The 13,486-nt window shown below is 65.0% G+C and carries 10 protein-coding genes, 1 tRNA gene and 1 pseudogene; 8 read left to right on the top strand and 4 right to left on the bottom strand.

Annotation, left to right across the window (positions count from 1 at the left end):
- Positions 1 to 2: 2 nt before the first annotated feature.
- A complete protein-coding gene (gene prfB / locus GFS60_RS27085; RefSeq protein ID WP_109331164.1) occupies positions 3 to 1,109 on the bottom strand; it encodes a peptide chain release factor 2 in 1,107 nt (368 codons plus the stop codon).
- A gap of 180 nt (positions 1,110 to 1,289) precedes the next feature.
- On the opposite strand from prfB, the gene GFS60_RS27080 reads away from it, so the two are divergent.
- From GFS60_RS27080 to GFS60_RS27060, 5 genes are all read left to right on the top strand, one after another.
- Positions 1,290 to 1,784 carry a beta-class carbonic anhydrase gene (locus GFS60_RS27080; protein WP_159925983.1) on the top strand — a complete coding sequence of 165 codons (495 nt, stop codon included), beginning with the start codon at positions 1,290 to 1,292 and terminating at the stop codon, positions 1,782 to 1,784.
- 35 nt (positions 1,785 to 1,819) lie between these two features.
- Complete coding sequence (gene hisN, locus GFS60_RS27075) at positions 1,820 to 2,623, top strand: histidinol-phosphatase (RefSeq protein ID WP_159925981.1); 804 nt, start codon at positions 1,820 to 1,822, stop codon at positions 2,621 to 2,623.
- Between the two features lie 152 nt (positions 2,624 to 2,775).
- Complete coding sequence (locus tag GFS60_RS27070) at positions 2,776 to 4,188, top strand: acyl-CoA dehydrogenase family protein (protein ID WP_159925979.1); 1,413 nt, start codon at positions 2,776 to 2,778, stop codon at positions 4,186 to 4,188.
- Between the two features lie 29 nt (positions 4,189 to 4,217).
- The gene (locus GFS60_RS27065) at positions 4,218 to 5,423 is read left to right on the top strand and encodes an acyl-CoA dehydrogenase family protein (RefSeq protein WP_159925977.1); all 1,206 of its coding nucleotides are present in this window, start codon (positions 4,218 to 4,220) and stop codon (positions 5,421 to 5,423) included.
- A 167-nt stretch (positions 5,424 to 5,590) separates the two neighbouring features.
- Complete coding sequence (locus tag GFS60_RS27060; protein ID WP_159925975.1) at positions 5,591 to 7,216, top strand: acyl-CoA synthetase; 1,626 nt, start codon at positions 5,591 to 5,593, stop codon at positions 7,214 to 7,216.
- Between the two features lie 72 nt (positions 7,217 to 7,288).
- Here GFS60_RS27060 and GFS60_RS27055 read toward each other — a convergent pair.
- Both GFS60_RS27055 and GFS60_RS27050 read right to left on the bottom strand, forming a co-directional pair.
- Positions 7,289 to 7,365: transfer RNA gene (locus GFS60_RS27055), tRNA-Met, on the bottom strand.
- 91 nt (positions 7,366 to 7,456) lie between these two features.
- Entirely contained in the window at positions 7,457 to 7,912 is a 456-nt protein-coding gene (locus GFS60_RS27050; protein ID WP_159925973.1) for an SRPBCC family protein, read from the bottom strand.
- Between the two features lie 383 nt (positions 7,913 to 8,295).
- Between GFS60_RS27050 and GFS60_RS27045 the strand changes: the two are divergent.
- A pseudogene (locus GFS60_RS27045) lies at positions 8,296 to 8,625 on the top strand (transglycosylase family protein); the annotation flags it as partial.
- 477 nt (positions 8,626 to 9,102) lie between these two features.
- Positions 9,103 to 9,651, top strand: a complete 549-nt coding sequence (locus GFS60_RS27040) for a transglycosylase family protein (RefSeq protein ID WP_159925969.1) — start codon at positions 9,103 to 9,105, stop codon at positions 9,649 to 9,651.
- 73 nt (positions 9,652 to 9,724) lie between these two features.
- Here GFS60_RS27040 and GFS60_RS27035 read toward each other — a convergent pair whose 3' ends face one another.
- Positions 9,725 to 12,703, bottom strand: a complete 2,979-nt coding sequence (locus tag GFS60_RS27035; protein ID WP_159925967.1) for a UPF0182 family protein — start codon at positions 12,701 to 12,703, stop codon at positions 9,725 to 9,727.
- Positions 12,704 to 12,865: 162 nt separating this feature from the next.
- Here GFS60_RS27035 and GFS60_RS27030 point away from each other — a divergent pair, with 162 nt between their 5' ends.
- Entirely contained in the window at positions 12,866 to 13,471 is a 606-nt protein-coding gene (locus GFS60_RS27030; RefSeq protein WP_159925965.1) for a PPA1309 family protein, read from the top strand.
- Positions 13,472 to 13,486: the final 15 nt, after the last annotated feature.

The following is a 13,486-nucleotide window of genomic DNA, read 5'->3' as shown; positions in this document are numbered from 1 at the left end:
GTCTAGGCCTGGTTCTCGCGCATCCGCCACCGGATGCCGGACTCCAGGAATCCGTCGATGTCGCCGTCGAGGACGGCCGACGGGTTGTTGACCTCGTACTCGGTACGCAGGTCCTTCACCATCTGGTAGGGGTGCAGCACGTAGGAACGCATCTGATTGCCCCACGAACTGCCGCCGTCGCCCTTCAATGCATCCATCTCCGCGCGCTCCTCCTTCCGCTTGACCTCGAGCAACTTCGCCTGCAGGACGCGCATCGCCGACACCTTGTTCTGCAGCTGCGACTTCTCGTTCTGACAGGTGACGACGATTCCGGTCGGAATGTGCGTCAGGCGCACCGCCGAGTCGGTGGTGTTGACCGACTGCCCACCCGGACCGGAGGAGCGGTAGACGTCGACGCGGACGTCGTTCTCGTTCACGTCGATGTGGTCGGTGGTCTCGACGACCGGCAGTACTTCCACCTCGGCGAAGGACGTCTGCCGACGCCCCTGGTTGTCGAAGGGGCTGATCCGCACGAGGCGGTGGGTGCCCATTTCCACCGACAGGGTGCCGTAGGTATACGGCGCCTTGATCGCGAACGTCGCGCTCTTGATTCCGGCCTCCTCGGCATACGAGGTGTCGTAGACCTCGACCCCATAGCCGTGCTTCTCCGCCCACCGAATGTACATACGCATCAGCATCTCGGCCCAGTCTGCGGCATCGATACCTCCTGCGCCGGATCGAATGTTGACCAGCGCGTCACGCTGGTCGTATTCGCCGGACAGCATGGTTTTGACTTCCATGGCCTCGATGTCGGCCCGCAGCGACTCCCGCTCGGCATCGGCGTCGGCGAGCGCCTCGGCACCCGCATCCTCCTCCGCGAGCTCGTAGAGAAGAGGAAGGTCGTCGAGCCGCTGGCGCAGCTCCTCGACGCGGCGCAGTTCGGCCTGCGAATGCGAGAGCTGGCTGGTGACCTGCTGTGCATGCTCCTGGTCGTTCCACAGGTCAGGGTCGGCCGCCTGGTGTTCGAGTTCGTCGATGCGGCGACGCAGCTCCTCCACATCCAGCACCGATTCGACGGTACGGAGGGTGGTGTCGAGCTCGCCTAGTTCTGCAGATACGTCGGGATGCACGGTGTTCAAGGTTACCGGGTAATTCTGCGGGCGATTTCACCCCCGCGCGCGATGGCAGTCACCCCTTCCGATCAGCCGACGTCGAACCCTTGCGGTCGCCGACGTGCCAGGCGTTCGATGCACGGGTGCGCACATGCCTGTGCGGTCCCCATTCCGCAGTTTCCCCGGACGGAGTCGACGATGACGGTGACAGACGAGTACCTGAAGAACAATGCACGGTACGCCGAGACGTTCAGCGGACCTCTGCCGCTTCCGCCGAGTAAGCACGTCGCCGTTGTCGCCTGCATGGACGCGCGTCTGGACGTGTACCGGATCCTCGGCCTCCAGGAAGGAGAGAGCCACGTGATCCGAAACGCCGGCGGGGTGGTGACGGACGACGAGATCCGCTCACTCGCCATCAGTCAGCGGCTACTCGGCACCACGGAGATCATCCTGATCCATCACACCGACTGTGGGATGCTGACCTTCACGGACGACGACTTCAAGCGATCCATTCAGGACGAGACAGGCCTGAAGCCCACCTGGGCGGCCGAGGCATTCTCGGACCTCGACGAGGACGTCCGGCAGTCGCTGCGCCGGATCGAGTCGAGTCCCTTCATCACGGCCACCACCTCACTGCGCGGATTCGTGTTCGACGTGGCCACGGGAAAACTCAGGGAAGTCACGAGCGACTGAAGCGGGGCGGGCGCCGCCGAGTAATCTGTGCGACCGTGACCGACCTCGACGCCGACCTCCAGCTCGCACTCCACATCGCAGACGAGGCGGACGCGATCACCACGGCCCGGTTCGGCGCTCTCGATCTCGCGGTCGACGACAAACCCGACCTGACTCCGGTGTCCGACGCCGACCTGGCGGTGGAGCGGGCGGTCCGGTCGACGCTCGAATCGGAGCGCCCGGGCGATGCCGTGCTGGGTGAGGAATTCGGCGGCGATGCCCAATTCTCGGGACGTCAGTGGGTGGTGGACCCGATCGACGGGACCAAGAACTTCGTCCGCGGCGTTCCCGTGTGGGCAACTCTCGTCGCCCTCCTCGACGACGGAGTGCCCGTCGTGGGCGTGGTCAGCGCTCCTGCACTGGCTCGCCGATGGTGGGCGGCCGCGGGCGCCGGCGCCTGGGCCTCGTTCGCAGGGGCCGCGCCGAGCCGTATTTCCGTCTCCGCCGTGGACCGACTCGAATCGGCGAGTCTCACGTTCTCCAGCCTGTCGGGGTGGAGGGATCTCGGCATCCGCGAGCAGTTCCTCTCCCTCACCGACGACGTCTGGCGGGTCCGTGGCTTCGGCGACTTCTTCTCCTATTGTCTGCTCGCCGAGGGCGCCGTCGACATCGCCGCGGAACCCGAGGTCTCGCTGTGGGATCTCGCTCCGCTCGATGTACTGATCCGGGAAGCGGGCGGGCGCTTCACCGACCTCACCGGTGCTGACGGACCGCACGGCGGAAGCGCTGTGGCCACCAACGGCCTGCTGCACGACGAGGTCCTCGACCGCCTACGAAAGCCCCACCTGCACGCACACTGACGTCGCCGAACGACGAACGGCCCGGCCTGGAACTTCAGGCCGGGCCGTTCGTCGTTCAGGACCTGACGCCCGCAACTTACTCAATAGTAGACACCAACCTTACTGCTGAGTAAGATAGCTGGTGTCCACGCCCGAACACCGAGAAACAGCTGGTGATCATGAGCAAGCAAGACACAGTTGCCCCCCACGACAGCGGAAAGCGGAAGCCCCGCGACACGTCCGCGGTCGGACTCAACCCCGTCAGGCGCGACGCCATGGGTGCCGCGATGCGAGTGTTGACCAAGATCACGGGTTCCGATCTGGCAGAGAAGTACAACTTGCGTCAGACGATCGACCGGGTGACCTACGAAGGCACGAAGACCGGTTTCCGAACCCTCGGTGCCGCCACCCGCGGTTTCAAGAAGGTGTCCGGCGGGGGCGCGCCGAAACGGCTCCCCGACAATCCGAGCGCTGCAGCGGGCTATTTCGACCTGACCCCGACCGACGAGCAGCAGATGATCGTCGAGACCGTGCGCGAGTTCGCCGCCGAGATCCTGCGCCCGGCCGGCCACGACGCCGACGCGGCCGCGGCCGCCCCGGCCGATCTCGTGAAGCGCGCAGCCGAACTCGGTATCACCCTGATCAACGTCCCGGAGGAACTCGACGGCGCGGCCAGTGAGCGCGGAGCCGTCACCAACTCGCTCGTCGCCGAGGCCTTGGCGCACGGAGACATGGGCCTCGCGCTTCCGATCCTCGCTCCCAGTGGCGTCGCGGTAGCCCTGACGCAGTGGGGTACCGACGCCCAGCAGAAGACGTACCTTCCCGCGTTCACCGGTGAGCAGGTTCCCAATGCCGCTGTCGTCGTGAACGAACCACGGGCGCTGTTCGATCCGTTCGCGTTGCAGACCAAGGCGGTCCGCTCGCCGAGCGGATACCGGCTCAACGGTGTCAAGAGCCTGGTTCCGGCTGCCGCAACGTCCGAATTGTTCATCGTGGCAGCAGAACTGGACGGCAAGCCGTCCTTCTTCATCGTCGAGGCCGACTCCAAGGGACTCGTTGTCGAAGCCGATCCGAGCATGGGTCTGCGCGCCGCCGGACTCGGCCGCCTCGAGCTGACCGATGTCGCGGTGCCGGAGTCGGCGCTGCTCGGAGACAGTGACGCCGACGTGCGAAAGGCCGAGTACGCGGACGCCATCCGCCTCGCCCGCCTCGGTTGGGCATCGCTCGCAGTGGGCACCAGCCAGGCCGTGCTCGACTACGTCATCCCGTACGTGAACGAGCGGGTGGCGTTCGGCGAGCCGATCAGCAACCGTCAGGCAGTGGCCTTCATGGTCGCCAACATCGGTATCGAGCTCGACGGAATGCGTCTGGTCACGCTGCGTGGTGCATCACGGGCGGAACAGGGCCTCTCGTTCGCCCGCGAATCGGCACTCGCCCGGAAGCTCGCTTCCGAGAAGGGAATGCAGATCGGCCTCGACGGCGTGCAGTTGCTCGGCGGCCACGGCTACACGAAGGAACACCCCGTGGAGCGCTGGTACCGCGACCTTCGCGCCATCGGTGTTGCCGAAGGCATCGTCCTGATCTGAGCGGCCGGATTCGAACTAAGGAAACAGTCATGATCAACCTCGAACTTCCCAAGAAGCTCAAAGCCTCCGCGAACCAGGCACATCAGGTCGCCGCGGAGATTTTCCGGCCGATCTCGCGCAAGTACGACCTTGCCGAGCACGCCTACCCCAAGGAACTCGACACCATGGCCGCCATGGTGGAGGGGCTCAACGACTCCGGCAAGGGTGCCGCAGGCGCTGCCCTCGGGCGCGGTGACGAGCCCAAGGTCATCGGAAACGTCAACGGGGGCAACATGTCCTCGCTGATGAACGTGATCGAGACCTGCTGGGGCGACGTGGGACTCACACTCGCCATTCCGTACCAGGGGCTCGGCAACTCTGCGATCGCCGCGGTCGCCACAGACGAGCAGCTCGAGAGGTTCGGTAAGGTGTGGGCCTCGATGGCCATCACCGAGCCGGGCTTCGGTTCGGACTCCGCCGCGGTCACCACCACCGCGGTGCTCGACGGCGACGAGTACGTCCTGAACGGTGAGAAGATCTTCGTCACCGCCGGTGAACGTTCCACGCACATCGTCGTATGGGCCACGGTCGACAAGACCAAGGGCCGGGCAGCGATCAAATCGTTCGTCGTCCCCCGGGATGCACCGGGACTGAGCGTCGCGCGTCTCGAGCACAAACTGGGGATCAAGGCGTCCGACACCGCCGTACTTCTGTTGCAGGACTGCCGGATTCCGAAGGACAACCTCCTCGGTACGCCCGAGGTGAACGTAGAGAAGGGTTTTGCCGGCGTCATGCAGACGTTCGACAACACCCGTCCGATCGTCGCCGGCATGGCCGTGGGACTCGGCCGCGCCGCACTCGAGGAACTGCGCCACATCCTCACCGACGCGGGAGTCGAGATCTCCTACGACACCCCGGCATACAACCAGCACGCGGCCGCCGCAGAATTCCTGCAGCTCGAGGCCGACTGGGAAGCTGCCTACCTGCTGGCGCTGCGCGCCACCTGGATGGCCGACAACAAGAAGCCGAACTCACTCGAAGCGTCGATGTCGAAGGCCAAGGCCGGTCGCACCGGAACAGCGATAACCGTGAAGGCCGTCGAACTTGCCGGCACGTGGGGATACTCCGAGCGTCCGCTTCTCGAGAAGTGGGCTCGCGACTCGAAGATCCTCGACATCTTCGAGGGCACGCAGCAGATTCAGCAGCTGATCGTGGCCCGCCGCCTGCTGGGGAAGTCGTCTGCCGAATTGAAGTAACAGCTCAGGACTAGTTTCAACGAGGGGTGTAGCCCCCGCTGCGGTCACCTGCGGCGGGGGCTTCTTCGTGTCCGAAATCCGGTGACGAGGACCGCCGTAACGGCAGTACACGACACCGACCGTCCTCTAGTCTGAACGTGACATCCGTCACGCCGGAAGGGGCATCCATGCCAGCTCAGCACCTTCTCACCAAGATCGCGGACACCGCGGGAGCAGTTCGGGTGATGAACCGCTCCGGCCTCGTGCCGTTCCCCCGGGTCGACCAGGGCATTCGTTCACTCCTGGCAGTCCGGAAATACGGCCCGTTCGCGGGTCCGGTGCACGCTCACGCCGAGGCCCGACTCGACGCGGTGGCGTTGATCGACGAGCGCGGGCCACTCACCTATATCGATATCGACGAGCAGTCGAACGCCCTGGTGCGCGCGTGGCAGGCAGAGGGCATCACCCCAGGGTCCGTCATGGGATGTATGTGCCGCAATCACCGCGGCCTGGTACTCACCATGCTCGCGGCCGCCAAGAACGGCACCCGCCTGGTACTGATGAATACCGGTTTCGCACGGCCGCAGCTCGTCGACGTGGCCGCGCGCGAGCAGATCGAAGCGTTCGTCTACGACGACGAATTCCGACAGGTTGCCGAGGCACTCCCCGATGACGTCACCTCGTACCGATCGTGGGCAGAAGACGGCTCCGCGTCGCAGGTGCGCACCCTCGACGACCTGATCGACGGCGTCGATCGCGGCCCCGTCCCGGCCCCTTCCACCGAGGGTGGTTTCGTTCTCCTCACCAGCGGCACCACCGGAACGCCGAAAGGTGCGCCGCGGGGCCACACCTCGCCGCTGGCGTCCGCCCAATTCCTCGACCGGGTTCCCCTGCGGCGCGGGCAGACGATGATGATGGCCGCACCCGCGTTCCACGGGACCGGAGTCTCCCAGTTCGCGCTCGCGCTCGCCCTCGGCCAGACGGTGGTCATGCACCGAAAGTTCGACCCGGAGAACACGATCCGCCTGGTGGAGAAGCACCGCTGTGACGTTCTCGTCGTTGTTCCCACCATGTTGCAGCGCATCATCGACCTCGGCCCGGACACCCTGTCGAAGTACGACACCTCGAGCCTGACCATCATCTTCGCGGCCGGGTCGTCGCTGTCCCCCGATCTGTGCAAACGGACCACCGCAGCGTTCGGACACGTTCTGCACAACCTTTACGGGTCCACCGAGGTCGCCGTTGCCACCGTGGCGACACCCGCCGACCTCGCGTTGGCTCCCGGCACCGCCGGCCGTCCACCCGTCACCTGCCACGTGGAACTGTACGACGAAGCGGGACAACAGATCACCGAACCGGAAACGGTCGGACGAATATTCGTGGCCAGTGGGCTCAGCTTCTCCGGCTACACCGACGGCCGCGACAAGGAACGGATCAACGGCCTGCTCTCGACCGGCGACGTGGGCCACTTCGACCGCAACGGACTGCTCTTCGTCGACGGCCGCGACGACGACATGATCGTGTCCGGTGGCGAGAACGTCTACCCCCTCGAAGTCGAGAATCTCCTCGCAGACAGGGAAGACGTGATCGAGGCAGCCGTCATCGGTGTCGAAGATGCCGATTTCGGGCATCGGCTCCGGGCATTCGTCGTCCCTGCGCCGGGGTCCGCGAAGGATGCCGAGGAGATGAAGGCGTACATCAAGTCGAATCTCGCCCGGTACAAGGTTCCGCGCGACATCGTGTTCATCGACGAACTCCCCCGCAACGCCACCGGCAAACTGCTCCGTAGGGCGCTCATCGAGATGGAGCCCTGAGCCCAGACACACAGCGCGCAGCCATACACAACGAAGAACGGCGCCCTGGGAATCCAGGACGCCGTTCTTCAGTGGTAGCGGGGACAGGATTTGAACCTGCGACCTCTGGGTTATGAGCCCAGCGAGCTACCGAGCTGCTCCACCCCGCGCTGCATGAACAAAGTTACACGAGCGAACGAACGGAAAGCAAATCGCGTCGACGGCCGCTCCCCAGGGGTCGCCGGCGGGCCGAGCAGACGGTCACGAGTTGCCGGGTTCGGCTTCCAGAATGCCCTTCAGGCGTGCGAGGTCCTTGTTGTTGGCTCGGCGCATGGCGCGGGCCAACACCGGCGCGCCGATCCTCGCAAACCCTGACGGCTCACCACGGTTGCGCAGGGTCATTCTCGTACTCCCATCGGCTGCGTCTTCCCATTCATAGATCGTTTCCATCGGGAAGGGACCCTCAGCAGTGCGCATCACGAGGCGCGTGTCCGGTACGTGCTCGACGACCTCGTAGGTGTACACGAGACGTCGCCCCAAGAACTCGGCGACGAAGGCGAACTCGGCGCCCGTCTCCACAGGGCCCGCGCAATCACCCTGCACCTCGGTGATATTCGCGTACCACGCGGTCGCATTTCCCGGGTTCGACGCGTACGCCGCGACCTCGTGTCGTGGTCGCGCAATCGTGGTCTGAGTCTCGACGTCCACGGCGACCATGCAGCTCTCCCATCGGTTACTTTCCAGCACCTCAACAGTCACAGGCGTTACCGGAACGTTATGATGCTCGTCACATTCTAACGAAATCCTGTAACGGTCTCCGTGACCATTTCTCACCTTCCGACCTGCGGGGATCCCAACCATACGTCCCACTATTTGGACGCGCGTCACAAAAAACGACCCCGTGACCATTCCGTGATCGACGCGTACGTTCGTTGCCAGCCCGAAACTACCGGGCAACGCCGACCCGCCGCAGCTCGACCTGCCCCCGCGGATTCGGAATCCCGACACCTCGAGGGGCAGGGACGAAAACCGACCAGGGTCGGCACACCAGCCGACACGTGACGTACTTCGTCAGCACATTGCGGAGAGGAAACAGACTTATGACCAACACCAGCATCGTCAAGCGGACCATGGGCGCGATCGCACTCGCCGGAGCAGTCGTCGGCGTGCCGGTCGGACTGAGCACCGGTACGGCATCGGCCGCCTCCGGCAACTGGGACGCCGTCGCACAATGCGAGAGCGGCGGCAACTGGGCCATCAACACCGGAAACGGCTACTACGGCGGACTCCAGTTCTCTCAGAGCACCTGGGAGGCCAACGGCGGCAGCGGCACCGCATCCAACGCCTCGCGCGAAGAGCAGATTCGGGTGGCCGAGAATGTTCTGGCAACTCAAGGCCCGGGCGCCTGGCCGGTCTGCGGTCAGTACCTCTGATCCGCTTACCGCGATCGAACGATGCCCTGCGTGCAGTACGGCTGCGCGCAGGGCACTTTCGCGTCGCGCGTGTGCTCGAAGGCTGCCGGACAACGGAATTCGCGGACACGCTGACGTGAGCTACTCCACAAAAACGGCGTGATACGCACCACATAACGCGAAGGTAACGACGCGGCTCCGAATTGGTCTCGACACGCGTCTACCAGCAGATACGCCGGATTTCCCGGATCAGTGCTGTACTGGCGTACCACAAAATCGCCGGGTGAATCGGCGGCAAAGCTCCCGTACGGTCGCTCTCGGCCCGAAACAACCGGGCACAAGCCGGCCCGCCGCTGCCAACTCTGCCCCGCGGGTTCGGTAATCCCCGAAACCTTCGAGGGGCAGGGACGTGGCAACCGGTACACGTGCCGGGAACGACGAGAACGTCGCCCGCAGGCCGGCCACGCCAGCAAGCGCGGAGAGGATTTACCCCACATGACCAATTCCACCTTCAGCAAGCGCGCCCTCGGCTGGATCGCCGTCACCGGTGCTGTCGTCGCCGTCCCGCTCGGACTGAGCACCGGCACCGCCTCGGCTGCTTCCCACAACTGGGACGGTGTCGCGCAGTGTGAGAGCGGCGGCAACTGGGGCATCAACACCGGAAACGGCTACTACGGCGGACTCCAGTTCTCCCAGAGCACGTGGGAAGCCAATGGCGGCACCGGCACGGCGTCCAACGCCAGCAAGGCCGAACAGATCCGCGTCGCCGAGAACGTCCTCCAGACTCAGGGCCCCGGTGCATGGCCGACCTGCGGTCAGTATCTGACCACCGGTGGTGGCGACGTCGCCGAGGCCCCGGCGCCTGCGCCTGCCCCCGAGCCCACCCCGGCGCCGGCACCGGTCACCGAGGTGCCCGCACCGGCTCAGCCGATTGCCCAGCAAGGGATCGACACCGCCCGTCAGCTCGCCGAGCAGAACGGCTTCGGACAGCAGTTCCAGCAGCTGATCGATGCGAACCCGCAGCTGATCGCCGCGTTGCGCTGATCGACCATTACACGACGAGGCCCTGTCATCCGCGCGGATGACAGGGCCTCGTCGTTCGTACTTTTCGTGAGGCTTACTTGGGGATGGCCTCGTAGGCGGCAACCGCCCGCTGTACGCGAGCGAGGGCGTCGCCGTATGCGGCGAAGTCACCGCTGCGCTGAGCCGCAGTCAGCGCATCCAGGGACGCATCCAGCTCGGCGACGGCGGCCGCAACATTTGACGACGGCGGCGGCGAAGGTGCCGCGGGTGCGGGTGCCCCGCCCTGGCTGGCCGGCGGCGTGCCCCCGTCGGGGTCAGGGGGTGTGCTCTCTGCTGCGCTGGGCGCCGTGGCCACCGCACCGGTGCCCGCACCGAAGACCTGGTCGAGCGCCTGGGCCAACGTGGGGGCGTAGCCGACGCGAACGCTGTTACTCGGCGGTGGCTCGCGGTAGCTCACGAGAACCCGCGACAGCTGTGGGAACGTGGACGTGTTCTGGCCGGTCGAACTCCGCTCCGTATACATCGGCTCGACGTACAGGATTCCGCCGTCGGCGATGGGCAACGTCAGTAGGTTGCCGTACTGGATCTTGTTCGAACGCTCGAGCAGAGTTCGTTCCGAAGCCACCCGCGGATCGGAAATCATCGAGTTCTGTGTCTGCTGCGGACCCTGGGTCTGGGTATCCGTCGGCAACTGGAGCACGGTGAACTTGCCGTAGTCCTCCGGATCCGATTTGACCGACAGATAGGCGGACAGGAACTCGCGACTGTAACCCACCATCGCACTGGTCAGGTTGAACGAGGGTTTCCCGGTTTCGGGGTCGCCCACGAGGACGTAGTACGGCGGCTGATTGGCGCTCGTGTCGATCGTGGGATCACTCGGCACCGACCAGAAGGCGTTGTTCGTAAAGAATTCCTTCGGGTCGTCGACGTGGTACTTGGCCAGCATTTCGCGCTGAACCTTGAAGAGATCCTCGGGGTAACGGAAGTGCGCGCCCAGTTCCTCGGGAATCGAGTCCTTGGCTTCCACGGCCCCGGGGAACACTCCCATCCAGGCGTCGAGGACGGGATCGTTGTCGTCCACCTGGTACAGCTTGACGGTTCCGTCGTACGCGTCGACGGTGGCCTTCACGGAGTTCCGGATGTATGAGACCTCTTTCCGCGGAAGCAATCGACCTGTGTTCTGGTCGATACTGTCCTCGACGAGTCCGTCGAGGGAGCTGCGCTGCGCGTACGGGTAGTTCTCCAACGTGGTGTATGCGTCGACGATCCACACAATCTTCCCGTCGATGACCGCCGGGTACGAATCCCCGTCGGCCGTGAGCCACGGTGCCACATGCGTGACACGCTCGCGGGGATCACGGTTGAAGATGAGCTTCGAATCCGAGCCGATGGCACCCGAGAACAGGATGTTGCGTTCCGTGTACTTGGCTGCGAAGGCCAGCCTGTTGAACCAGTTCCCGATGGGAACACCCCCGGCCCCGGTGTAGCGGTACCGCGCCTGGTCGGTGTCGTACTCGCGAGGATCGGAACCGTTTGCACCACCGACGATGGCGTAGTCGGCATCGGTGTCCGCGATGACCTCGCCGTAGTAGATACGCGGCTGTTCGACCGGGATGACCTGGTTCCCGGCCTGCTGCGACGCGATGTCGCTGACCATGTACACCGGGTAGCCACTGTTACTGTTGGCGGCCTCCTCGGCGGATTCGCCCGCGGCGGCGTTGACCCGGTTGGCCGGCGCCGCGACCAGCCCGTTGCCGTGGGTGTAGACGGTGTGCTTGTTGATCCAGTCCGTCTGGTTACCCGTGAGGCTCTTCGACGACAGTTCACGCGCCGCGACGATGTAGTCACGCACTTCGCCGTCGATGTCGTACCGATCGATGTCGAGCGACGGTGGGAAGCCGTAGAAGTTCTTGAGCTGCTGCTGCTGCGTGAACGTCCGGGACAGGATGTTGGGATCGAGCAGGCGCGTGTTCGCGATGGTGGACACGTCTGCCGGTACGTCTCGTGGCGGCTGTGTGCCGTACCCCTGATAGTCCTTGTACTCGACCTTGTCGTCGGTGATGCCGTACGCCTGCCGGGTGGCCGCGATGTTGCGTTCGATGTACGCGCTCTCCTTGTCGGCCGCGTTGGGACGCACCGAGAATTGCTCCACGACCAGCGGCCACACGGCGCCGACCAGAATGGACGACAGCACGAGAAGCGCGGTGGCCATGGCCGGGATGCGGAGGTCACGCAGAACGATCGCCGCGAAGAAGGCGCCGGCACAGATCACCGCGATGGCGAGCAAGATCAGCTTCGCCTGCAGCACTGCATTCATGTCCGTGTAGCTACCGCCGGTGAAGGTGGGTTCCTTACGACTACTCGACAGAAGTGAATAGCGATCGAACCAGTAGGCGACCGCCTTGAGCAGGATGAAGGTACCGGCGAGCACGGCCAGCTGGACACGGGCCGCATTGGTGAGCGCACCTCCCCGGCCGGCCAACTTGAGCCCACCGAAGATGTAGTGCGTCACCAGACTTGCGAAGAAGGCGAGCAGCACTGCGACGAACAGCCAGTTGAGAACGAAACGATAGAACGGCAGATCGAACGTGTAGAAACCGACGTCGAGCCCGAACTCGGGATCGGTGACCCCGAACGCGCCACCGTTCATGAACAACTGCACGGTGACCCAGCTCGACTGCGCGATCAGCCCGGCAAGAAGGCCCACAGCGATCGGAATGGCCAACCCGAACAGGCGCAGACGCGTCATCACTGTGGTCCGGTACCGCGCCACCGGATCGCTCGGCCCCGAGACCGGAACGAACACGGGACGCGAACGGTACGCGAGCAGCAGTGCCAGCCAGACGATTCCGCCGACCACCAGGCCGACCACGAGGAAGAGGAGCAGCCGGGTGACGAGCACCTTGGTGAAGACGCCGCGGAAGCCGACTTCACCGAACCACAACCAGTCCGTGTAGGTAGTGATCAGCCGAGGGCCCACCAGCAGCAGGGCAGCGACGACAAGCGCCAGCACCAGCAGCACTCGACTGCGTTTGGACAACGACGGTAATCCTGCGGGGGGCCGCATGCCCACGTGCCACACTCCAACGACTCGGCGACGCTGACGCGCCGCGATCAACTGCACCGTTCTGCCGTCCACACCCGAACTGCGTGGGCGTGACCGTTTCGTCCCACTCTACGTAACAACGGGCGGACGCGACCGCCGGTCCTCCTCGGAGGGTGCGAAGATGAGTCCGTGAGTGAAGAGAATGTGAACCCGGAGTCCGACGCCCTTGCCCGTTGTGTGCGCGAGGTCGTCGAATTCGTCGATGCAGGAGGGTGGGACCAGCCCCCGCAGATGTTCGCACTCGTCCCGACCGAGCTTCTCGCCGCCGCCGAACCCAGCCTGCTCGACCAGCTGGCCGACGGTGCGGAATTGACTCCTATAGAACAAGATCCGTTCCCCGACGACATTTCCGGCGGGTCACGCGCTCTCGACGAGTTCCTCGCCACCACCAGCTGGCCGGAATCGGTGGCGGGATGCGCGCTCGTGCAGGAAATCGTCATTCTGCCGCCCGAGGCGGAATCCGACCTCGACGAGGCACTGGTACCCCTGCTGTCCGATCGGGACGCCGCCGACGACGCCGCGCGGGCCGCCGCCGAGTCCCATCCCGACCGTCGATCCGCCCGATTGATCGCAGCGGTACTGCGAGACGGACCGTCGCTGTGCCTGATGCAGCTGCGACCCGACGAGGACGCCGATCCCTACGCGCCGATCGAGCTGCTGACATACGAGAATCTGGCACCGAATCTCGTCAGCGCCCTGTACGCCACCCTCGATGCAGCCGAGGACGACGACTAGGCCGGACCCGGTCTC

The organism is Rhodococcus sp. WAY2 (assembly GCF_009859915.1).
Taxonomy (GTDB): domain Bacteria; phylum Actinomycetota; class Actinomycetes; order Mycobacteriales; family Mycobacteriaceae; genus Rhodococcus_F; species Rhodococcus_F oxybenzonivorans.
This window is presented reverse-complemented; position numbering and strand designations above follow the sequence as displayed.